The organism is Pseudoduganella violacea (genome assembly GCF_014191875.1).
Classification (GTDB): domain Bacteria; phylum Pseudomonadota; class Gammaproteobacteria; order Burkholderiales; family Burkholderiaceae_D; genus Rugamonas; species Rugamonas violacea_A.
Genome location: NZ_JACHXD010000002.1, coordinates 474,103 through 493,307, shown reverse-complemented (window position 1 = coordinate 493,307; position 19,205 = coordinate 474,103). Strand labels below are relative to the sequence as shown.

The window sequence follows — 19,205 nt, the reverse complement described above, 5'->3', positions numbered from 1 at the left end:
CTCGGTGGGGAGGCCGGGCGTCCCGCGCCCGGCTTGCGTACAGCGTGTGCTTAGTGTTTCAGGCCGCGCCAGCCGATATCGCGGCGGAACTGCATGCCTTCGAAGTGGATCTTGTCGGCCACTTCGTAAGCCTGCTTCTGCGCCATCTTGACGTTGTCGCCCAGGCCGACCACGCACAGCACGCGGCCGCCGCTGGTCACGAGCTTGCCGTCGACGTCGGTGGTGCCGGCATGGAAGGTCACGGCTTCGGCGCTTTCGGCCGGAATGCCGTTGATGGCGTCGCCCTTGGTGGGGTTGTCCGGATAGCCGGCGGCGGCCAGCACCACGCCGACGGCGGTGCGGCGGTCCCACTCCAGTTCCACGGCGTCCAGCGTGCCGTTGACGGCGTGTTCCATCACGCCCAGCAGGTCGGTCTTCAGGCGCGACATGATGGGCTGGGTTTCCGGGTCGCCCATGCGGCAGTTGAATTCCAGGGTTTTCGGATTGCCGGCGGCATCGATCATCAGGCCCGCGTACAGGAAGCCGGTGAAGACGATGCCGTCTTTCGCCATGCCCTGGATGGTCGGGTTGATGATCTCGCGCATCACGCGCGCATGCATGGCCGGGGTCACGATGGGGGCCGGCGAGTAGGCGCCCATGCCGCCGGTGTTCGGGCCCTGGTCGTTGTCCTGCAGGCGCTTGTGGTCCTGGCTGGTGGCCAGCGGCAGCACGTTTTTGCCGTCGCACATGACGATGAAGGAGGCTTCTTCGCCGGCCAGGAATTCCTCGATGACGATGCGCGCGCCGGCGTCGCCGAAGCGGTTATCGGCCAGCATATGGTCGACCGCCTGGTGCGCTTCTTCCAGCGTCATGGCCACCACCACGCCCTTGCCGGCGGCCAGGCCGTCGGCCTTGATGACGATGGGCGCGCCCTTGGCGTCGATATAGGCGTGGGCCGGGGCCAGTTCGGAGAAGGTCTGGTATTCGGCGGTCGGGATGCCGTGGCGCTGCATGAAGGCCTTGGCGAAATCCTTGGAGGACTCCAGCTGGGCCGCTTCCTTGCTCGGGCCGAAGACCTTCAGGCCGCGCGCGCGGAACAGGTTGACGATGCCGCCGGCCAGCGGGGTTTCCGGGCCGACCACGGTCAGGCCGATATGCTCCTGCTCGACGAAATCGGCCAGCGCGTGCAGATCGGTGATGGGGACGTTCTGCAGGCGCGCATCGCGCGCCGTGCCGCCGTTGCCGGGCGCGACGTAGACCATCTGTACGCGCTCGGATTGGGCCAGTTTCCAGGCCAGTGCATGTTCGCGGCCGCCGGAGCCGACTACCAGAATTTTCATAAGGACCGTTCGTTCGTTTGGTAAGAGCGGAAGAGCGGCCCTGCGGCCGCGGGTGGAATGCGGATCAGTCTTCGATCACGGCGTTGGTATAGACTTCCTGGGTGTCGTCCAGATTTTCCAGGGCGTCCAGCAGCTTCTGCATCTTGAGCGCTTCTTCACCGGTGAACACAGTTTCGGTGGCGGGCTTCATGATGATCTCGGCCACTTCGGCCTTGAAGCCGGCTTTTTCCAGGGCGTCCTTGACGCCGGCGAAATCGTTCGGCGCGCACAGCACTTCAAAGCCGCCTTCCTCGTCCGCCACCACGTCTTCGGCGCCCGCTTCGAGCGCGGCGTCCATCAGGCTCGCTTCGTCGGCGCCGGGGGCGAACAGGAACTGGCCGCAGTGCTTGAACATGAAGGACACGGAATTCTCGGTGCCCATATTGCCGCCGAATTTGCTGAAGGCGTGGCGCACTTCAGCCACGGTGCGCACGCGGTTGTCGGTCATGCAGTCGACGATGATGGCGGCGCCGCCGATGCCGTAGCCTTCGTAGCGCACTTCCTCGTAGCTGGAGCCTTCGTCGCCGCCGGTGCCGCGCGTGATGGCGCGCTGCACATTATCCTTGGGCATATTGGCGTCGGCCGCCTTGTCCATGGCCAGGCGCAGACGCGGGTTGGCGTTGACGTCGCCGCCGCCCATGCGCGCGGCCACGGTGATTTCCTTGATCAGGCGCGTCCAGATTTTGCCGCGCTTGGCGTCCGTTGCAGCTTTTTTGTGCTTAATATTGGCCCATTTGCTGTGTCCTGCCATGTTCAATCTTCCTTAGACGGTATGCAATCGAGGGCGATATTCTAGCATACCGCCCCCCTGGAATTGCGCCGTCCCGGGGGGCTTGGCGGGCGCTTATACAGCGATGTAGTCGATGCCGTTCTGGATGCTGCCGATGACCTGGGCGTGGTTCTCCGGACTCTCGGCGAAAGCCAGCAGAACCGCCTCGCGCGCAACCCCCTTGTCCAGCATATCGATCCAGAACGCCAGGCCGCCCTGGTCGGCTGGGCGGTGCAGGGCGTTCAGGTAGAGCTGGGAGAGGAAGGCTTCGTTGCTCAGGGCGCTGCCGTACAGGCGCGCAAATTCGCTGCTCTGGGTGAAGCCGGCGGTGATGTCGAGGATGGCAAGGCCGCGGTCGGCGGCATCGATCCAAAAACCCAGGCCGCCCAAGTCCGGGGTGCGGTTCAGGGCTGCCTGATAAATGCGGTAAATCTGGCCGGCGTTGCCTTCTAAATCGAATGCGACGGCGCGGTCGGCGAACAGCAGGCGCTCGATCCCCAGCGTGACGTCGCTCTCGCCGCTGTGACTGACGGTATACCCTTCGCCATTTTTGGCCAGGCTATAGTCGGCGCGCTGGCCGCCGAACTGGGCGCGGTCGAGGCCGGCCCCGCCATCGAGCAGGTCGTTGCCGGCGCCACCGAGCAGCAGGTCGTCGCCGCCGCCGCCGCGCAGCTCATCGTCGCCCGTGTCGCCCAGCAAAAGGTCGCGGCCGCTGGCGCCGAACAGATGGTCGTTGCCGGCGCCGCCATCGAGCACATCGCCCAGTTTATCGGGCAGGCGCAAGCCGCTGGCCTCGTTATAGAAATCGCCGCTTTTGAGCGTATCGTTACCATCGCCGCCGCTCAGCTTGTCGTAGCCGCCATTGCCTTCCAGAACGTCGTCGCCGGCGCCGCCGCGCAGATCGTCATTGCCGGTAGTGCCATTGAGAAAAATGGGTTTTTCTTCAGCCATGATTGCCTCCTGGATTGTAAATATTATAAAAAAATATAGTCAATATTGCACTGAAAGCCCGCTACTGTCGACCGCCGGGCCAATCGTGCGCAACAGATACGCACGATCGTGCAATTTTGGCTCGCCGCGTCATTGCCCTGACATAAAGAACTGCTAGGATTTCTTTCTCAATAACAACTCTGAGAGTGGTAGCGATGGATAGACGGCAGTTTATGAAGCTCGGCGGCTTCATCACGGTATCGGTAGCCAGTGTGGGTCTGGTCGGCTGCGGCGGCAGCAGCAATAGCGGCGACAGCACGGCGGGCGGCCTGCCGCCGGCCAGCGGCAGCGACTGGAAATTCCCGCAGAGCGTGGCCTCGGGCGATCCGCGTCCGGACAGCATCCTGCTGTGGACGCGCGCCGTGCCGGCCGCCAGCGATGGCGTGGCCGCCGTCGGCGGCAAGGCCGAAGTCACGCTGCGCCTGCTGCTCACGGCCAGCGACAACAGCGCCCTGCTGGGCAGCAATGCGGCCCTGGGCGGCAGCATGCTCAGCGATGTGCGCCTGCCGCTCAATCCCGAATTCGACAACACCATCCGCCACAAGGTCACGGGCCTGCAGCCGGGCCAGACTTACTACTACCAGTTCGTGGCCGGCGACGTGCGCTCGAATGTGGGCCGCTGCAAGACCGCGCCGGCCGCCACGGCCGACGTCGACCAGCTGCAGTTCGCCTACCTGACCTGCCAGGACTGGAGCATCAACCACTGGGGCGCGCTGGGCCATATCGCCGCCAACGAAAAGCTCGACTTCATCGTCCACCTGGGCGACTACATTTACGAGACGGTGGGCGAAAGCTTCCAGACCGGCCTGGTGGAGTCGCGCCACGACGCGCTCAAGCTGCCCGACGGCACCTTCAAGAGTGGCAGCGCGGGCGCCAAATACGCGTCCACGCTGGCCGACTACCGCTATCTGTACAAGAAATACCGCAGCGACACCCGTCTGCAGGCCGTGCATGAGCGCTTCCCCTTCATCGCCGTGTGGGACGACCACGAGTTTACCGACGATGCCTGGCAGGACGCCCAGACCTACGAGGGCAGCCTGGCCGCCGACGGCAGCCATGTGCGCCAGCCGCAGCGCCGCCGCAGCGCCAATCAGGCCTGGTTCGAATACATGCCGGCCGACGTCAGCCTGGACACGGCCGCCAGCGGCTTCCAGAACATCAAGATCTACCGCGATTTCCAGTTCGGCAAGCTGGCCCAGCTGGTGATGACCGACCAGCGCCTGTACCGCGCCGACCACGTGATTCCGGAAGCGACGCCGAATCCGGCCAGCGGCAAGCCGCTGGGCAGCATCGGCACGCGCTATATGGTGGCGCAGGACGTGTTCAACGCCGCCGAGGCGCAGAAAATGGCCGCCGCCGGCGCCGCCGGCGATGCGCTGGCCGCCACCACCATGCTCGGCGCCACCCAGCGCGACTGGTGGAAGGGCACGATGAAGTCCGCCACGGCCACCTGGAAGCTGTGGGGCAATGAAGTGTCGCTGTTGCGCATGGGCTTGAGCGGCGTGGACGCCATCGCCACGCTGCTGGCGCTGAAAGCGCTGCCCGATGTGGCCAGCAAGATCGGTGCTACGGCGGCGCAGGCCGGCGGCAATGTGGCCGTGGCCGGCGCCATCGTCGGCGCCGTCACGGCCGGCGCCGCGCCCGAGAAGGCCCAGGCCGCCGCCGGCGCGATCGCCGCCTCGGCCGCCGCCAATGGCGACACCGTGGCGCGCACCACGGCCGCCCTGGGCGTAGGGCTGAGCCAGATCCAGGCCGGCGTTGCCGTGTTGGCGTTCGGCATGGCCCAGTCGGTGGCGGCCGGCGGCGCGGCCGCCCAGGCCACGGCGGCGGCCCAGGCCATCGCCGTCGGCTATATCAAGCCCGATGTGCAAGCCAAGAAAGTCGAATCGCCCTTCGTCGCGGCCTCCGGCCTGCAGGCGGCGCTGGCGCCGTACTTCCGCCGCTTCCTGCTCAACTGCGACCAGTGGGATGGTTATAACGCCGAGCGCAAGGCCCTGATGGCGCACCTGAAAACGAATGCCATCGGCAATGTGGTAGCGCTGACCGGCGACATCCACGCCTTCTTCGCCGGCACCGTCAGCGACGATTACGACGCCGCTGGCGGCGGCACGCCGGTGATGGTGGACCTGGTCTCGGCCGGCATCAGCTCGGACTCCTTCTTCAGCTATCTGCGCGACGCCTCGGCCGCGCTGGGCGAGTTGGGCGCGCTGGTGGCCTACCCGCTGACCCTGCCGGTGCCGGACCTGGGTTCCGTCAGCCTCTCGGTCAACCTGCTCGACTACACCATGGGCAAGGCCGCGCCCACCCTCGACACCCTGCTGGAACAAGTCAAGGTCCAGCTGCGCGGCGCGCTGGCGGCCAAAGGCGTACTAGAAACCCAGCTCGACACCATCACCCTGGGTCTGCTGGCCGGCCTCAAAGCCAACAGCGGTTTCAGCACCACCCTGCTTGGCCTGGCCCAGCAGTTGGCCAGCCTGAACAGCAACCCCTGGCTCAAGCATCTGAACACCGATGCCCAAGGCTACACCGTGGTCACGCTCACCCCCGGCAAGCTGGTCGCCCAGTTCAAGCAGGTCAACAAGCTGGTCGGCGCCACCGCTCCGGCCAACGTGATCGCCCGCATCACCACCGCCACGGTCGCCGCCGGCACCCCCGCCGTGACGATCAGCTAAGCCCTTCCTTTGATCTAGATCAGCAAATGTCCCACCCTGGTGTCAGGCACCAGGGTGGGACATTGTTTGCGCAAGATCAAAGAATGTCCGATTCCAGTGCCTGACACCAGGGTGGGACATTGTTTGCGCGAGATCAAAGGCGGCGGCGGATGGGGCTGGCCGGCAGGCGCTGGCGTTTGCCTTTACAATCCTGGCATGATGAAGAATTTGCCGGACCCGGCCGCCAGCGGCGGCGCGCGTACCGCCTATCTGGGCGGACTGGCCATCGCTATCGGCGGGGCCGTTTTGTTTTCGACCAAGGCGGTGGTGGCCAAGCTGCTGTACCGCTATCACATCGATGCGGTGACGCTGATCGCGTTCCGCATGCTGTTTTCGCTGCCCGTTTTCGCCGCCATCGCGCTGTGGCAGATGCGCACGGCGCCGCCCCTCAGCACGGGCGACCGCTGGCGCTTGCTGGGCCTGGGCCTGATCGGCTATTACCTGTCTAGCTTTCTCGATTTCCTCGGCCTGCAGTACATTTCGGTTGGCCTGGAACGGCTGATCCTCTTTCTGACCCCGACCTTCGTCCTGCTGATCTCGGCCACCTGGCTCCAGCAGCACATCAGCCGCAAGCAGTGGCTGGCGCTGCTTGCTTCCTATGGCGGCATCGTGCTGGTCTTCCTGCATGATTTGAAGGATGGCGGCAGCCATGTGGCGCTGGGTTCGACCCTGGTGCTCGGTTCGGCCACCAGCTATGCCGTGTACCTGCTGGCCTCGGGCGAGATGGTCAAACGCCTGGGTTCGCTGCGCCTGGTGTCGTATGCGATGTGCGTGTCGAGCGCGGCCTGCATCGCCCAGTTTTTCCTGCTGCGCCCGGCGTCGCTGTTGCTGCAGCCGCTGCCGGTATATGGCTTGTCGCTGGTGAATGGCTTGCTGTGCACCGTGATGCCGGTGTTCATGACCATGGTGGCGGTGCAACGCATCGGCGCCAGCGCCGCCTCGCAAGCCGGTATGATCGGGCCGGTGTCCACGCTGTTTCTCGGCGCCCTGATCCTGGGCGAGGCCGTCACCGGCTGGCAGTTGGCGGGCACGGCCCTGGTGCTGGCGGGCATTTATCTGTTGTCGAAAGTGAAGCACTGAACCTCAACCCTGAATGGAAGCCGATATGAAAGCGCGCATTGCCCTGATTGCCCACGACAAGAAAAAAGACGAGATGATCGCCCTGGCCGGCCAGTATGTGGAGTTTTTGCGCGGGTGCACCCTGTGCGCCACCGGCACCACGGGCGGCCGCCTGGTCAATGAGCTGGGCCTGACGGTGGAGCGCAAGCATTCCGGCCCCTTCGGCGGCGACTTGCAGATCGGCGCCATGCTGGTCGAGGGCCAGATCGACGCCGTGATCTTCCTGCGCGACCCGATGACGCCGCAGCCGCACGAACCGGATATTAATGCCCTGGTGCGCGCCTGCGACGTCCATAATGTGGCGTGCGCCACCAATCCGGCCAGCGGCCATATGCTGCTGTCGCATTTGCGCGAGCGCCAGACCGGCGGCGTGCTTTAACAATCCCAACCGCAAGGAGGTTTGATGAGCAAGGCGATACGCATGTCCCGGACCGGCGGTCCGGAAGTGATGGAGTATCTGGAGGTCGAGGTCGGCCCGCCCGCGGCCGGCGAAGTGCAGATACGGCAGGAAGCGATCGGCGTCAATTTCATCGACGTCTATTTCCGCACCGGCTTGTACCCGCAACCGCTGCCGGGCGGCCTGGGCCTGGAGGGCGCCGGCGTGGTCGTGGCCGTGGGCGAGGGCGTGACGACGCTGAAAGTGGGCGACCGCGTCGCGTATGCCGGCCATCCGATTGGCGCTTATGCCCAGTTGCGCAATCTGCCGGCCGCGCTGCTGCTGGCGCTGCCGGAAAAAATCGGCTTCGACACGGCGGCGGCCATGATGCTGCAGGGCTTGACGGTGCACTATCTGATGCACCGCACGGTCCAGCTGAAGGCCGGCGACACGGTGCTCTTCCATGCGGCGGCGGGCGGGGTCGGCCTGATCGCCTGCCAGTGGGCGCGCGTGCTGGGCGTGACGCTGATCGGCACTGTCGGTTCCGAAGAAAAGGCGGCGCTGGCCATCGAGAATGGCGCGGCCCATGTCATCAACTACAACCGGGAGCCGGTGGCCGAGCGCGTGCGCGAGCTGACGGACGGGCGCGGCGTGTCGGTGGTGTACGACTCGGTCGGCAAGGATACCTTCCTCGCTTCGCTGGATTGCCTGGCGCCGCTGGGCATGCTGGTCAGTTTCGGCAATTCCTCGGGGCCGGTGCCGCCGTTCTCGCTGCTGGAGCTGGCCGCGCGCGGCTCGCTGTTCGTGACCCGGCCCACGCTGTGGCACTATGTGGCCGAGCGCGCGGCGCTGGAGGCGGCCGCGCGCGCCCTGTTCGGCGTGGTGGGCAGCGGCGAGGTCAAGATCGCCATCAATCAGCGCTATAATCTGGCCGACGCGGCGCAGGCGCACCGCGACCTGGAGTCGCGCCAGACCAGCGGTTCTTCCATCCTCTTACCCCACGCCTCATGACTGATCACCGCAACTCCGCCGGCGATGACGGCAATCCCAAGTTTGGCCGCCTGCTCATCGTGCTGCTGCTGGTGGTCGGCCTGATCGGCCTGATCACCTTCGCCAGCGAAGCGTTCTATTCCTGAGCGAACGCCGCCGGATCCGCAGCGCCGGCGGCCTCCTCCAGCGGCCCCAGTTCGCGCAGCAGACGCTTGGCCCGCTTGACGAAGGGCGGGCCGATCATCTGCCCGTCGACCGTCGCGATCGCGCCGCCATGGAGCGCGTCGGCCGCCACGATGGCGCGCGCCCGCGCCTGCTCTTCCTGGCTGGGCGTGAACAGGGCGCGGATGATTTCCACCTGCTGCGGATGGACCGCCGCCTTGCCGTGAAAGCCCAGAGCGCGGGCGCCGCGGCATTCGCGCTGCAGCAACTCCGGGCCGGCCAGGTCGAAGCAGGGCGTGTCGATGGCCACGATGCCATGGCGGGCGGCGGCGAGGCCGATTTGTTGCCGGGCATGCAGCATGTTTTCCCAGCTGATGTCGGTGCCCAGCAAGGCGGCGAAATCGGCCGCGCCGAACAGCAGGCCGTCGGCGCGGGCGGCGATGGCATCGACCTGGTGCAGGCCGTTGAGGGTTTCGATCAGGGCGAACAGCAGCGGAAACTTGTCCTGCGCGCCGAACAGGGCGCGCACGATGTCGATTTCCGCCGCCGTTTCGACCATCGGCAGCAGCACCATATGCGGCGTCATGGCGCAATCGAGCAGGGCTTGCATATCGCTTAAGAATTCGCGGCTGCGCAGCTCGTTGATGCGGACCGCGAAGCGGCAGCTGGCGCCATGCAGCTGCAGCGCCTCCAGGCAGCGCGCGCGCGCCAGCGCCTTGTGCGCGCAAGGGACGGCGTCTTCCAGATCGATCAGGCAAATGTCCGCGCCGGAGCGCTTGACCTTGTCGAAATGCTCGGCCTTCAGGGCGGACAGGAACATGACGGCGCGCGGCGGGGCGGCGGGCGTCCGGTCGAGAGGGCGGTGCATGCTCACTCCTCCTGCAGGCAAGCGTGGATGGCGGCCGTCAGGCGCAGAATCTCTTCCGGCGTATTGTTGGCGTGCAGCATGACGCGCAGGCCGGCCGCCTCCCGCGCCACGATGGGGAAGAACACCGGCGGCACGTAAAAGCCCGCCGCGTACAGGGCTTGGGCGCAGCGCGCCACGCGGTCGTTGGCAACGGTGACGAGCTTGATCGGGAAGCGGTTGCCGCGCTGTTCGGTCTGCACCTGGGCGTCGAACAGCGCGATATTGCGGAGCAGGGCGGCCTGGCGCTGCTGCAGCTCGGGCGTGCGGTGCAGGGCGGCGGAGGCCAGCGAAGCGCCGATGGCGGCCGTGTTCATCGGCTGCGACCAGGTCAGCGGCCCGCCGAAACGCGCCAGCAGCTGGGCGGCGGCATCGCCGCGCGGGCCGAACATGATGGCGGCGCCGCTGGTGCCGAAAGCCTTGTTGAGGGTGGTCAGGATGATGGTATCGGCGTTCAGCTCCGGCATCTGCGAGCGCACAAAGCCCTGGCCCTGCTCGCCGTAAATGCTGAGTCCGTGCGAGTCGTCGAAGTACAGGAACAGACCGTAGCGCTGCTGCAGGTCCAACAGCTCGCGCAAGGGCGCATGGCCGCCCATGCTGTACGTGCCGTCGGCCACGTAGGCGACTTTGGCATGCCGCTTGCAGGCGTCCTCGATGAAATTCAGGTCGTTGTGCGGGCAGGTGAGCACCTCGGTTTCATCGGCGCAAACCGGCTTCATCAGATTCATGCCGAAGTGGGCGTGCTTGTCGAACACCATGAGTGGCCGCTGGCCTTGCGTCAGATGGCCCGAGGCCAGCAAGGGCAGCAAGCCGGTGGTGGCGGCCGAGGCGGAAATGGCGGTGACGATGGGCGCCTGGAACAGTTCGCCCAGCGCCGCTTCGAGTTCCAGTAGCGCCGGCAATTGGACGCGCACGCGCGAGGTGCAGTGATCGAGCGCGCCATAGCGGTCCAGGGCGGCATGGGCGCCGGCGAGGATGGCCGGATGGCAGTCGAGGTCCAGATAGGAGCAGCAGCCGAAATTGATGAAGGCGTGGCCGTCCTCGCTGAGCAGGCGGTTGTCGCCGCGGCGGTTGGCCACGATGCCCATCAGGCCGTGCGCCGCCGAATCGGACCAGAAGCGGTTGCCGACCTCGATCATCTTGCTATTGTTGCGATACGCATTGCGTCCACTGCTGTGCAGCACATCCATGGCAGGTCTCCGTGAGTGGCGGTCAGGTTTGTTCCAGCGTGGCTTCGGCCCGTGCCGTCCGCTCCGCCGGTAGCGGCACGCCCCCGGTCTTGGCCTCGGCCTCGGCTATGCGGCGCAGGGTCAGGCGCTGCAGCAGGACGATCAGCAGCACGGCCGCCACCGTCAGCCCCGCGGCCAGGCCGATCCAGAAGCCGGTCGCCGCCAGCGGCTGTGGCTGCCAGGGGAACCAGGCTGGCAGCCAGCCCAGGCCCAGCAGGCAGCCCAGGGGCAGGGCCACGCCCCAGAACGAGGTCAGGTGGATGATCATCGGCAGCTGGCTGACCTTGTAGCCGCGCAGCGCCCACGAGGCCGCAACCTGGGTCGCGTCGGAGAGCTGGAAGAATGCGCCCAGCAGCAGCAGGGCGGCCGTCATGTCGATCACCCGGGGATCGGCCACATAGGCTGCCGCGATCTCATGGCGGAACAAGGCCATCAGCGCGGCCGACAGCAGGGCGAAGCCGACCGACACGCCGACCCCGGTCAGCGAGACGAAGCGGGCGCGGCGCGGATTGCCCTCGCCCAGCGCGTGGCCGACGCGCGTCACCATGGCGACGCCGAAGCTGAACGGCACGACATACATGAGGGAGGTGAAGTTGAAGGTGATCTGGTTGGCCGCCACCGCATCAACGCCGAAGCGTGCCACCAACAGGCAGACGGCGGAAAACGCGCTCATTTCGGCGAAATAGGTCACGCCCATGGGCACGCCCAGCTTGAGCATGGCGCGGATTTCCGTCCAGTCCGGTCCTTCCCAGTGCGACAGCGGGTAGCTGGCGCGGTAGGCCGGCGCGTGCCGCAACCACCACAGCATGCCGCCCAGCATCAGCCACAGGCCGCTGGCCGTGCCGATGGCGCAGCCGATGGCGCCCAGCCGCGGCAAGCCCCAATGGCCATACACCAGCAGCCAGTTGACGACGATATTGTGGGCCAGGGCGCCGAGCGCGATGATCATCATCGGCTTGGTCTGGTTGATGCTGGCGCTATAGCCGTACAGCGTGCGGTAAGCGGTCAGCGCCGGCAGGCCGAGACTGATCACCTGCACGAAGCGCGCGGCGTGGGCGGCCACGTCATCGGGCAAGCCGATATGGTAGAAGGCGGCGGTGGCCAGATTGACCACGGCCACGGCCAGCAGACCGATGCCCAGCGCCATCCACAGCGCTTGCCGCACCACCCGCGGAATCTGGTCGAGGGCGCCGGCGCCGTACTGGTGCGCCACCAGGGCGTTGACCGGCATCATCAGGCCGACCAGGGTGCCGAAGACAACGATCCACAGCGAGGCGCCGAGGGCGACCGCGGCCAGTTCGGCCGGATTGACGTGGCCGGTCATGGCGACGTCGGAGGCGCCCATGCCGGCGGCGGCCAGCTGGGCAATGAGAATCGGCCAGGCCAATTGCCACAGGGCGCGGATTTCCTGGCGGATGGCGTGGAAGTTGCGAGGGGAGTCGGAAGGCATGGGAGCGGAAAAAGTTGGAGGAAAAACGCGGCCGTGGCGCGCGGGCGGATACCGGTTCAGCCGGGCAGCGCCGCGAGCAGGGCGCGCACCACTTCGGCCCGTTCCGGGCTGACGCTGACATAGCGCTTTTGCTGGCTGTCCCAGCGGCGGTCCATATGAATCAGGCTGCAGCATTTGCCGCTGACCGAATACGGCCGGCCCGGCGCCAGCACCGCGCGCTCGCCGGCCTGCAGCGTGAACAGCTCGAAGGGCTCGACCAGTTCGACCACGGCGGCCCCCCACAGCACTTCTTCGGTTTCGGTAATGGTGTCGTTGACGTGGTAACCCTCGGCGGCGGCGGGATAGCGGCCATCGGTCAAGACCAGGCAGCGCAAGCCGTCCGGGCTGACCGCGCTTTTGCCGCCGGGCACGGTGTACTCGGGCCAGGCCTGGGCGCCCAACTGGGCCTTATAGGCTTCATAGATTTGTTCGATCTGGATCATGGCGTTTCCGGTTGGGGTGGCGCGGCTTTGAGCAGCGAGAATTTCTTGGCCAACGGTTCGACCTTGTCGCGCTCGCCGAACATGAGCAGCACCACGAAATCGAGCTGCTCGCCGCCGGCCGCCTGTGTCGCCTCGATTTGCAGCGCGGCCGAGGCGCCGATCATCGAGGTGGTGAACACGTTGTAGTCCAGGCTGTCGTCGGCCATCACCTGCGGCAGCAGGTTGCGGATTTGGTTGCCGTTCTTGGCTTCGAGAATGATGAACGGGTATTCGCTGATCTTGGCCGCGAAGCCGCTGGCTGGGTTCGGGTAGTCGAGCAGCTTGTCGCGGCCGGCGGTCTTGGCCGTCAAGCCGTTCGAAGCATGGGCCAGGGCATTCATCAGCACCGGCAGCGGGTGCTTGCGATTGACCACGGCCACAAATTTGCATGGGGTGTTCTCGTATGCCATACCATCCTTTGTCAAAAGTGGCGGTGCCGCGCTTTACACGCGCAGCCGTTCGACGATCTGGCCGCCCAGCAGGTGGCCGTCGATGATGTCGTCAATATCGTTGTCGTCCACATAGGTGTACCAGACGCCTGCCGGATAGACCACCAGCAGCGGGCCTTCCTGGCAACGGTCGAGGCAGCCGGCCTTGTTGATGCGGACCTTGCCCGGCCCGCTCAGGCCGAGCTCCTTGATGCGGCGTTTGGCATGCTCCTGGGCCGCCTGGGCGCCGAAGCCGCCGCAGCAGCTGCGGCCTTCCTCGCGCTGGTTGGTGCAAAAGAACACGTGCTGGGGATAAAACTGGTCGTCGCTCATGGTGATCTCATTCATCGGTTCTCGACTATGGCGTGCCAGGCCGGCGCACGCCCCGCAGGGTGCTACTGTCTTACTGCATGCGCCTCAGGCCTCGCGCGCCCACGGCTGGGCCGCCAGTTCCAGGGCCGGCGCGCGCGCCATCGCCGCCAGCACATGCGCGATCATCTGCGGCAGCCCCCAGAGCTCGCGCAACTCCATGCCGGCCGAGAGGCCGCTATCGATGGCGCGCTGGCGTTCATAGATGGCGGATGGCCAAGCCTCCGGGCTGTGCCGCACCTGGCCGCACAGATGGTGCCAATCATGGGCCGGCAGATCGCCCACCAGCACGCACAGGCGGGTTGGCAGGTGCAGCAGCAGCAGGCGGCTGCTCCAGCCCAGCCATGCCGCCAGGCCGCCCGGCTTGCCGCCGCAGCCGGGCACCATTTCGCCGCAAAAGCGTCCCAGGCAGCGTTGCGCGTAGCCCTGCGTGCCATAGGGCGCGCGGGCGCTGAGCAGCCACATGTGTTCGGTGGAAAACTGCAGCAGGGCGCTCATCTGGTAGACCAGGATCAGCGGCAGCCAGAGCGCCAGCAGCACGGGCAGCAGGCCGAACGCCAGGGGCAGGCCAACGAAGACGGTGGCCATCCAGGCCAGCGCGAGGCACTTCCAGCCCAGCGGCCGGCGCAGGTTCGAGAGCAGGCGCGCCTTCAGGAACCACAGGTGGTAACGCGGCGAACACAGCGTCGTGAACAGGCGGTAGCGCAGGCGCGGCAAGGGGATGCCGGGCCGGATGCCGAATTTGTACAGCAGGGCGGCGTCGGCGTCGTCGAGCGTGGTGAAGATATTGCGGCGGTGGTGGTCCAGGTGTTCGCGCTCATACTCGTCCTGGTTCTGCGCCAGCGCGAACACGGTCAGCAGCTTGGCCGCGACGAGATTGGCCGGGGCTTGCGCGCCGAGCAGGGTGCTGTGGATGGCATGGTGGGCATACACCACCTGCACCATGCGCCAGCCGCCACCGAGGCCGACGGCGAAGACCGGCGTCAGCAGATAGCCCAGCAGGACCAGCTGCGGCGCGGCCGCGCCGAGCAGGGCCAGGTGCAGCGCGCTGAACAAGACAAGCGCCGCAATCGTCCATAGCACCATATAGGCCGGCGCCACGCTCAGCCAGGGCGCTTCGCCGGGCAGGGGCTTGCCGGTCAGCCAGGACCAGAACGGCTGGCTCCAGCGGCCGAAGCGCAGGTAGGACTGGCGGACCAAGGTTCCCGTGGCCGCGTCGGACGTGGCGATCTGAGTATCTTCCATGATTCCAGCTATATAGCGTTACCGCCACGGCGCCGCGTCGCAGGGCGCCGGTGGCGAAGGTTGTTGGGGCCTGTCGCGCCGGCAAAGCGGGTGGCCGCCGGGGCCGCCCCGTTTCTGCCGCGCTTACATCAAGACTTCGTCATGGCAAGGCTGCAAGGCTGCGCAATTGCGCGCGCACAGGAATTCCGGGCGCTGTGCGCGGGTCGGCTGCGGCGGGTTCTTGACGCTGTTATAGGAAATGAAGGCCACGCGGCGGTCGAACGGCGACATGTTCACGCCCGAGCCATGGAAGACATTGGCGTGGAAGACGATGATGTCGCCGGCCTTGCCTTTGGGCGCGGCCAGGCCATGGGTATGGACCAGGCGGCGCAGCGTATCATGCTCGACGGTGTAGCGCAGCTTGGCGGTGGTGTTGCTGAGCCAGGAGCTTTCGGCGTCATAGGCTTCGATGGTGTGCTTGTTCGAATCCTTGAAGCCTTCCTTGTGCGAGCCGGGAATGAGCAGCAGCGGGCCATTGAATTCGGTGACGTCGTCCAGCAGCACGGCGATGGTCAGGAAGTGCGGATGCGGGACCTCGTCCTCGCGGTGGTAGAAGGTCATGTCCTGGTGCCATTCCCACACATCGCCGACGAAGGCGGCCTTGATATTGAGTTTGAACTGGTGCACATACACGTCTTCGCCGAGCACGCCTTTGGCCAGGGCCAACAGGGTGGGGTGGCGGCACAGCTTGGACATCATCTCGTTGCGCAGGTGGATGCCGTGCATGCCGCGCACGGTATCGCCATCCTTTTCCCGCACCAGGCCCGGGTCTTCGCGGTCGGCGGCGCAGATGTCGGTTTCGGCGCGCAGATTGCGCACGGCGCGTTCGCTCAGGCAGCCGGGGTAGACAAAATAGCCATCTTCGGCAAATTGTTTTAGATGCTCTGTTGTCAGCATTGCGCGGATTCCTTTATATTGGGTTAAAGAGCGGTGCTTATTCGAGAACGTAGAGGGTGTTGCGGCTTTCCATGTCGCGCACCGCCGCATAGTCGGCCGCCATGACGGCCGGGTCGCTATGGCTCAGGAACAGCAGGCCGGGACTGGAATACGAATCGATGGTCGGCACCACGGCATCGCCGGGCTGCCAAAACACATCGGCGCCGTGGAAGGACGGCAGTGCCTGCAGGCTGGCGAGATCGATCCGCTTCAGTTGGCCCCTGGCGCTGGACAGCATCTGGATCATATTGGCCTGGCGCCGCAGCGGCGGGTAGGGCGCCTCCAGGCGCTGCAGCAGGCGCTGCGGCGCCAGATAGGCCTCCGCCGTCAGTTGCACCGTGTTGTGGCCGAGTGCCGCCGTGACCATCGAGACGTCCAGCGCCCCCATCATGCGCGCCGCGCTTTCGATCAGCAGCACCTTGCCCTCCGGCGTCAGCATGACTTCGGTGTGCGTCGGGCCGTGCGCGATGCGCAGCGCCGTCAGCACGCGCTTGACGTAGTCGGTCAGCAGTTCGAAGCTGGGGTCTTCGGCGTAGACCAGCACTTCTTTCTCGTACACCTTGGACTGGCCGCAGCGCCGCTTGTCGGTGCGCCAGATGTCGCTCACATAGTGGCGGCCGGCCGCGCTGACGCAGTTGACCGCGAATTCCTGGCCTTCGATCAGCGGTTGTACCAAGACCTCGTCGATGACGTCCTGAAAGATGTCCTTCGAGTTGTGCAGGCGCGCGAACGTGCTGCGGATTTCCGCCTCGCCGCTGCAGATATTGAAGCCGAAGGTGCCGGAACTGGACTTCGGCTTGAGCACCACCGTCTCCAGCTGCCGTTCGCGGACCCAGGCGCAGACCGCGTCCGCATCGCCCGACTTGAGAACGGGGATGACTTCAATGCCGGCCTGGCGCGCGGTTTCGGCCATGATGTATTTGTCGCGCCGGGCGGCGCTGAATTCCACCCCGTTGCTGGCCACCTCAAAGCGCTCCGACAGCCGGTCGGCCAGGCTGACGCCCGATTCGATGCCCGCGACGATGCATTTGATATGCGGGTAGCGTTGGCTCAGATGGCGGCACAGCTGCGCGAAATCGCCGTCGTACTTGATCGACTCGCGAAAATCGTCGGGACGGAACACCTCCTGCTGCGCCGCGCTCAAGGTTGGCAGCGTCTGGATATGGACGCTGGCATAACCTAGGGTTGCAAATGCCGGCGCGAGCAGACGGGCCGTCGAATAGGCATCCACAATGACGCAGGTGTATTTTCGGTATTCCACAGAATCCTCTCTGATGTGATGGCAGCGGGGCGCCTGGCGCCCGCTGGGCAGGCAGTACGGTTCAGGAGACGTTTTCCAGATCGGCGGCGGGCGCCAGCTTGGCCGTGTCCAGATAGTCGGCGAACTCCGTCAGGGCAGCGTTCCAGTTCGCGGCATACTCTTCGGTCAGGCGCAGCATCTCGGCGCGCTGGGCGTCGGTGTCGGCCAGGCCGGTGGTGCCGGTGTCGTGATCGCTGACGGCCTTGTGGTGAGCCACTTCGGCTTCGATATGCGAATCCATCCAGGCGAATTGCGGACCCTTGGTAAACACATGCTCGCCGTCGACCTGGGTCTTGGTGAGGACGCGCTTGAAGGCCACCGTGATGTCGAGCGCAATCGCTTCGACCACGCGCAGCTGGACTGCCGCGCCCAGCGGTTCGTCGATGAGGGCGCGCATATTGGCGATCAGTTTTTGGGCGGCCAAACCGAGCATATGGGTGGTGTCATTGTGCGGCGCGCCGAGGCGCTCCTTGAGCGGCACCACGATATCGGTTTCCCACCAGGCGTAGTGCATGCCGGCCGGACCCGGCGGCGCGACCTTCTGGAAGGCCGGCATGATGTTGCTGAAGTCGTCGCCGATCACGGTAAAGATGGTCTGCATGGCTTCCAGCATATCGACCGCAGGGTAATCCTCCAGATCGGCCTGGCGCGCCATCACGCCGAGACCGGCAACCGACGTGAACATGAAGGCCTTGGTCATTTCGCGCCAGCCGTGGGCGATGCGCAGGGACGACAGCGCGTCGATTTCCTGCACCCGTTTGGCGCGGACGAAGAAGGCGTTGTCTTCCCGCAGCAAACCGGCGCGCGCGATGCAGTCGGCGATTTGCGCATCGAATTTACCCTGGCTGCTCAGCTCTTGCGCCGAGCTGTCTACATTAATAACGGTATTGTTTGTCATGATTTTCCAAAAGACCTTCAGCACATGGTTGATATTGCTTTTGAACGGCATAACGCAAGCGCTTGGCCTGGTGCGCGCCATGCCCCGGTAAAATATTAATAAAAATATTAAGGCAATACATTGCCAGCGAACGAAGACTGATTTTTAAATCAGCGACTTCGTTTTGCTGAAAGCAAACCTGTTTATGGCCGCTTTTTATCTAGCTGTATTTTATTGGCGCAAGGAAAATCGATCAGCCATGATTATTACTTGCGCTGCAAGGTGAACCATTGACTTTACAACGAGGGTCTAAGTGATGCGAGAACCAACCGATAGGCGGGGCTGCAAGAAGAAGGGGATGGTGCAAGAAAAAGTAGCGTAGGCGCGAGCGCCTGCTGCGGACTTTTCATGGTTCCTCCTATATATTTAAAAGCAACCTTACTTATTTGGCTGGGTTGGACAAATTATACGTAAACACTTTGTGATGATTCTATCGGATTGTCACATTGCGAATATTTTATTGTTGTGTTTTTGTGTTTGTTAAAAATAAAACAAATTAAGGGATTTTGTCTATTTTTATTAACATATGTTTCTTGGTAAATTGCTGTGTATTTTTGGAAATTTAAATGAGGTATTTTGAATGGCTGGCAGATTTGCAGTTGCGCCGTTATTTTCATGGGCGAAAAAAAGCGCCTCGATAGAGGCGCTTTCTGATGCGTGGCGGCGGCTTTATTCGATGTCGAGGTCGACGCGCCGGGCTTTGCCGCTTTCGCCGGGGAAGCCGGTGAAGGCGCTTTGCACCAGGGCCGGCATGACGGCGGGCGTCGATTGCTTGCGGCTGGTGTTTTGCACGGTGACGTCAAACAGCTTCTTGCCGTTCATGCTGTTGATGGTGACGCGCAGATTGCGGTCGTAGTTGTGCTGGATGACTTCGCGGAACTCCGTCGGGCCGTAGAACCAGGGGTCGTAGTAGGGACGGTAGTAGCCGTAATAGCGGTAGCGGTAGTACGGGCCCCAGCCGAAGCGCGGATAGCCCCAGGGCGAGTAGTAGCGCGAGGCCAGGAAGGGATCGGTGCTCTGCAAGACCTTGGTCGGACGGTCGATGGTGCTGAACTGCATGCCGACCTTGAGCTTGGCCTGTTCCGGCGCGCCGACCTGGGCGAAGCCGAGTTTGGCCAGCTGGCCGCTGACCAGGTTCAGATAGCTGCGGTATTCCAGCGTGTCCTCGGCCGGGGCCGGGGTCTCGAAGACATAGGTTTTGTCCTGGGTGTCCGCAGGCCACTCGTGGAACACGGTGACATTGCTGCGGATGGTAGTGGCGCAGCCGCTCAGCAACAGACTGGCTGCTGCAACCACGATGGCCAAGGCTTTCATGATCTTGCTCCCCTGATAAAAAGATTTCTTTCCTACCGATTAGTTTAGAACTAAGGGA

Annotated in this window: 19 protein-coding genes; 5 read left to right on the top strand and 14 right to left on the bottom strand. The window is 64.8% G+C overall.

The annotated features are described in order from the left end of the window. Positions 1–50: 50 nt before the first annotated feature. The 3 genes from purD to FHS03_RS05245 all read right to left on the bottom strand — a co-directional run bounded on the left by purD (position 51) and on the right by FHS03_RS05245 (position 3,078). Complete coding sequence (gene purD / locus FHS03_RS05255; protein WP_183439944.1) at positions 51–1,319, bottom strand: phosphoribosylamine--glycine ligase; 1,269 nt, start codon at positions 1,317–1,319, stop codon at positions 51–53. Positions 1,320–1,383: 64 nt separating this feature from the next. Further along, positions 1,384–2,109 (bottom strand): YebC/PmpR family DNA-binding transcriptional regulator, encoded by a 726-nt coding sequence (locus FHS03_RS05250; RefSeq protein WP_183439943.1) that lies wholly within the window; start codon positions 2,107–2,109, stop codon positions 1,384–1,386. A 93-nt stretch (positions 2,110–2,202) separates the two neighbouring features. After that, entirely contained in the window at positions 2,203–3,078 is an 876-nt protein-coding gene (locus FHS03_RS05245) for a DUF4214 domain-containing protein (protein WP_183439942.1), read from the bottom strand. Positions 3,079–3,290: 212 nt separating this feature from the next. Between FHS03_RS05245 and FHS03_RS05240 the strand changes: the two genes are divergently transcribed. The 5 genes from FHS03_RS05240 (at position 3,291) to FHS03_RS28365 (ending at position 8,459) form a co-directional block, all read left to right on the top strand. Beyond that, positions 3,291–5,789 carry an alkaline phosphatase D family protein gene (locus FHS03_RS05240; RefSeq protein WP_229426063.1) on the top strand — a complete coding sequence of 833 codons (2,499 nt, stop codon included), beginning with the start codon at positions 3,291–3,293 and terminating at the stop codon, positions 5,787–5,789. A 198-nt stretch (positions 5,790–5,987) separates the two neighbouring features. Further along, positions 5,988–6,908, top strand: a complete 921-nt coding sequence (locus FHS03_RS05235) for a DMT family transporter (protein ID WP_371871601.1) — start codon at positions 5,988–5,990, stop codon at positions 6,906–6,908. A gap of 25 nt (positions 6,909–6,933) precedes the next feature. Next, positions 6,934–7,326, top strand: coding sequence for a methylglyoxal synthase (locus FHS03_RS05230; protein ID WP_183439939.1), 393 nt, complete (start codon positions 6,934–6,936; stop codon positions 7,324–7,326). Positions 7,327–7,350: 24 nt separating this feature from the next. After that, positions 7,351–8,334 (top strand): quinone oxidoreductase family protein, encoded by a 984-nt coding sequence (locus tag FHS03_RS05225; RefSeq protein ID WP_183439938.1) that lies wholly within the window; start codon positions 7,351–7,353, stop codon positions 8,332–8,334. Continuing rightward, a complete protein-coding gene (locus tag FHS03_RS28365; protein ID WP_260108689.1) occupies positions 8,331–8,459 on the top strand; it encodes a hypothetical protein in 129 nt (42 codons plus the stop codon). The genes FHS03_RS05225 and FHS03_RS28365 overlap by 4 nt, the downstream gene beginning before the upstream one ends. Here FHS03_RS28365 and FHS03_RS05220 read toward each other — a convergent pair. From FHS03_RS05220 to FHS03_RS05170, 11 genes are all read right to left on the bottom strand, one after another. Beyond that, on the bottom strand, positions 8,450–9,343 hold the full coding sequence (locus FHS03_RS05220; RefSeq protein WP_183439937.1) for an HpcH/HpaI aldolase/citrate lyase family protein: 894 nt from the start codon (positions 9,341–9,343) through the stop codon (positions 8,450–8,452). The two genes, FHS03_RS28365 and FHS03_RS05220, sit on opposite strands and share 10 nt — an antisense overlap. Positions 9,344–9,345: 2 nt before the next feature. Next, positions 9,346–10,569: an 8-amino-7-oxononanoate synthase family protein gene (locus FHS03_RS05215; RefSeq protein ID WP_183439936.1), complete on the bottom strand. Its 1,224-nt coding sequence runs from the start codon at positions 10,567–10,569 to the stop codon at positions 9,346–9,348. A 22-nt stretch (positions 10,570–10,591) separates the two neighbouring features. Continuing rightward, positions 10,592–12,058 (bottom strand): MATE family efflux transporter, encoded by a 1,467-nt coding sequence (locus FHS03_RS05210; RefSeq protein ID WP_183439935.1) that lies wholly within the window; start codon positions 12,056–12,058, stop codon positions 10,592–10,594. 56 nt (positions 12,059–12,114) lie between these two features. Then, positions 12,115–12,540: a hypothetical protein gene (locus tag FHS03_RS05205; RefSeq protein ID WP_183439934.1), complete on the bottom strand. Its 426-nt coding sequence runs from the start codon at positions 12,538–12,540 to the stop codon at positions 12,115–12,117. Further along, positions 12,537–12,989: a DUF2000 domain-containing protein gene (locus FHS03_RS05200; RefSeq protein WP_183439933.1), complete on the bottom strand. Its 453-nt coding sequence runs from the start codon at positions 12,987–12,989 to the stop codon at positions 12,537–12,539. The genes FHS03_RS05205 and FHS03_RS05200 overlap by 4 nt, the downstream gene beginning before the upstream one ends. 33 nt (positions 12,990–13,022) lie before the next feature. Next, positions 13,023–13,340 carry a (2Fe-2S) ferredoxin domain-containing protein gene (locus tag FHS03_RS05195; RefSeq protein ID WP_183440058.1) on the bottom strand — a complete coding sequence of 106 codons (318 nt, stop codon included), beginning with the start codon at positions 13,338–13,340 and terminating at the stop codon, positions 13,023–13,025. Positions 13,341–13,424: 84 nt separating this feature from the next. Beyond that, a complete protein-coding gene (locus FHS03_RS05190; protein ID WP_183439932.1) occupies positions 13,425–14,621 on the bottom strand; it encodes a fatty acid desaturase in 1,197 nt (398 codons plus the stop codon). Between the two features lie 123 nt (positions 14,622–14,744). After that, positions 14,745–15,557, bottom strand: a complete 813-nt coding sequence (locus FHS03_RS05185; RefSeq protein WP_183439931.1) for a phytanoyl-CoA dioxygenase family protein — start codon at positions 15,555–15,557, stop codon at positions 14,745–14,747. Positions 15,558–15,594: 37 nt separating this feature from the next. Then, positions 15,595–16,857: an ATP-grasp domain-containing protein gene (locus FHS03_RS05180; RefSeq protein ID WP_183439930.1), complete on the bottom strand. Its 1,263-nt coding sequence runs from the start codon at positions 16,855–16,857 to the stop codon at positions 15,595–15,597. 61 nt (positions 16,858–16,918) lie between these two features. Continuing rightward, complete coding sequence (locus FHS03_RS05175; protein ID WP_183439929.1) at positions 16,919–17,794, bottom strand: DUF6202 family protein; 876 nt, start codon at positions 17,792–17,794, stop codon at positions 16,919–16,921. Between the two features lie 708 nt (positions 17,795–18,502). Next, positions 18,503–19,147, bottom strand: coding sequence for a DUF4136 domain-containing protein (locus FHS03_RS05170; protein WP_183439928.1), 645 nt, complete (start codon positions 19,145–19,147; stop codon positions 18,503–18,505). Positions 19,148–19,205: the final 58 nt, after the last annotated feature.

Excerpts from the sequence above, each read along its gene's own strand:
- purD (WP_183439944.1), bottom strand. The coding sequence starts at position 1,319 with ATGAAAATTCTGGTAGTCGGCTCCGGCGGCCGCGAACATGCACTGGCC.
- FHS03_RS05250 (WP_183439943.1), bottom strand. The coding sequence starts at position 2,109 with ATGGCAGGACACAGCAAATGGGCCAATATTAAGCACAAAAAAGCTGCA.
- FHS03_RS05245 (WP_183439942.1), bottom strand. The coding sequence starts at position 3,078 with ATGGCTGAAGAAAAACCCATTTTTCTCAATGGCACTACCGGCAATGAC.
- FHS03_RS05240 (WP_229426063.1), top strand. The coding sequence starts at position 3,291 with ATGAAGCTCGGCGGCTTCATCACGGTATCGGTAGCCAGTGTGGGTCTG.
- FHS03_RS05235 (WP_371871601.1), top strand. The coding sequence starts at position 5,988 with ATGAAGAATTTGCCGGACCCGGCCGCCAGCGGCGGCGCGCGTACCGCC.
- FHS03_RS05230 (WP_183439939.1), top strand. The coding sequence starts at position 6,934 with ATGAAAGCGCGCATTGCCCTGATTGCCCACGACAAGAAAAAAGACGAG.
- FHS03_RS05225 (WP_183439938.1), top strand. The coding sequence starts at position 7,351 with ATGAGCAAGGCGATACGCATGTCCCGGACCGGCGGTCCGGAAGTGATG.
- FHS03_RS28365 (WP_260108689.1), top strand. The coding sequence starts at position 8,331 with ATGACTGATCACCGCAACTCCGCCGGCGATGACGGCAATCCCAAGTTT.
- FHS03_RS05220 (WP_183439937.1), bottom strand. The coding sequence starts at position 9,343 with ATGCACCGCCCTCTCGACCGGACGCCCGCCGCCCCGCCGCGCGCCGTC.
- FHS03_RS05215 (WP_183439936.1), bottom strand. The coding sequence starts at position 10,569 with ATGGATGTGCTGCACAGCAGTGGACGCAATGCGTATCGCAACAATAGC.
- FHS03_RS05210 (WP_183439935.1), bottom strand. The coding sequence starts at position 12,058 with ATGCCTTCCGACTCCCCTCGCAACTTCCACGCCATCCGCCAGGAAATC.
- FHS03_RS05205 (WP_183439934.1), bottom strand. The coding sequence starts at position 12,540 with ATGATCCAGATCGAACAAATCTATGAAGCCTATAAGGCCCAGTTGGGC.
- FHS03_RS05200 (WP_183439933.1), bottom strand. The coding sequence starts at position 12,989 with ATGGCATACGAGAACACCCCATGCAAATTTGTGGCCGTGGTCAATCGC.
- FHS03_RS05195 (WP_183440058.1), bottom strand. The coding sequence starts at position 13,340 with ATGAGCGACGACCAGTTTTATCCCCAGCACGTGTTCTTTTGCACCAAC.
- FHS03_RS05190 (WP_183439932.1), bottom strand. The coding sequence starts at position 14,621 with ATGGAAGATACTCAGATCGCCACGTCCGACGCGGCCACGGGAACCTTG.
- FHS03_RS05185 (WP_183439931.1), bottom strand. The coding sequence starts at position 15,557 with ATGCTGACAACAGAGCATCTAAAACAATTTGCCGAAGATGGCTATTTT.
- FHS03_RS05175 (WP_183439929.1), bottom strand. The coding sequence starts at position 17,794 with ATGACAAACAATACCGTTATTAATGTAGACAGCTCGGCGCAAGAGCTG.
- FHS03_RS05170 (WP_183439928.1), bottom strand. The coding sequence starts at position 19,147 with ATGAAAGCCTTGGCCATCGTGGTTGCAGCAGCCAGTCTGTTGCTGAGC.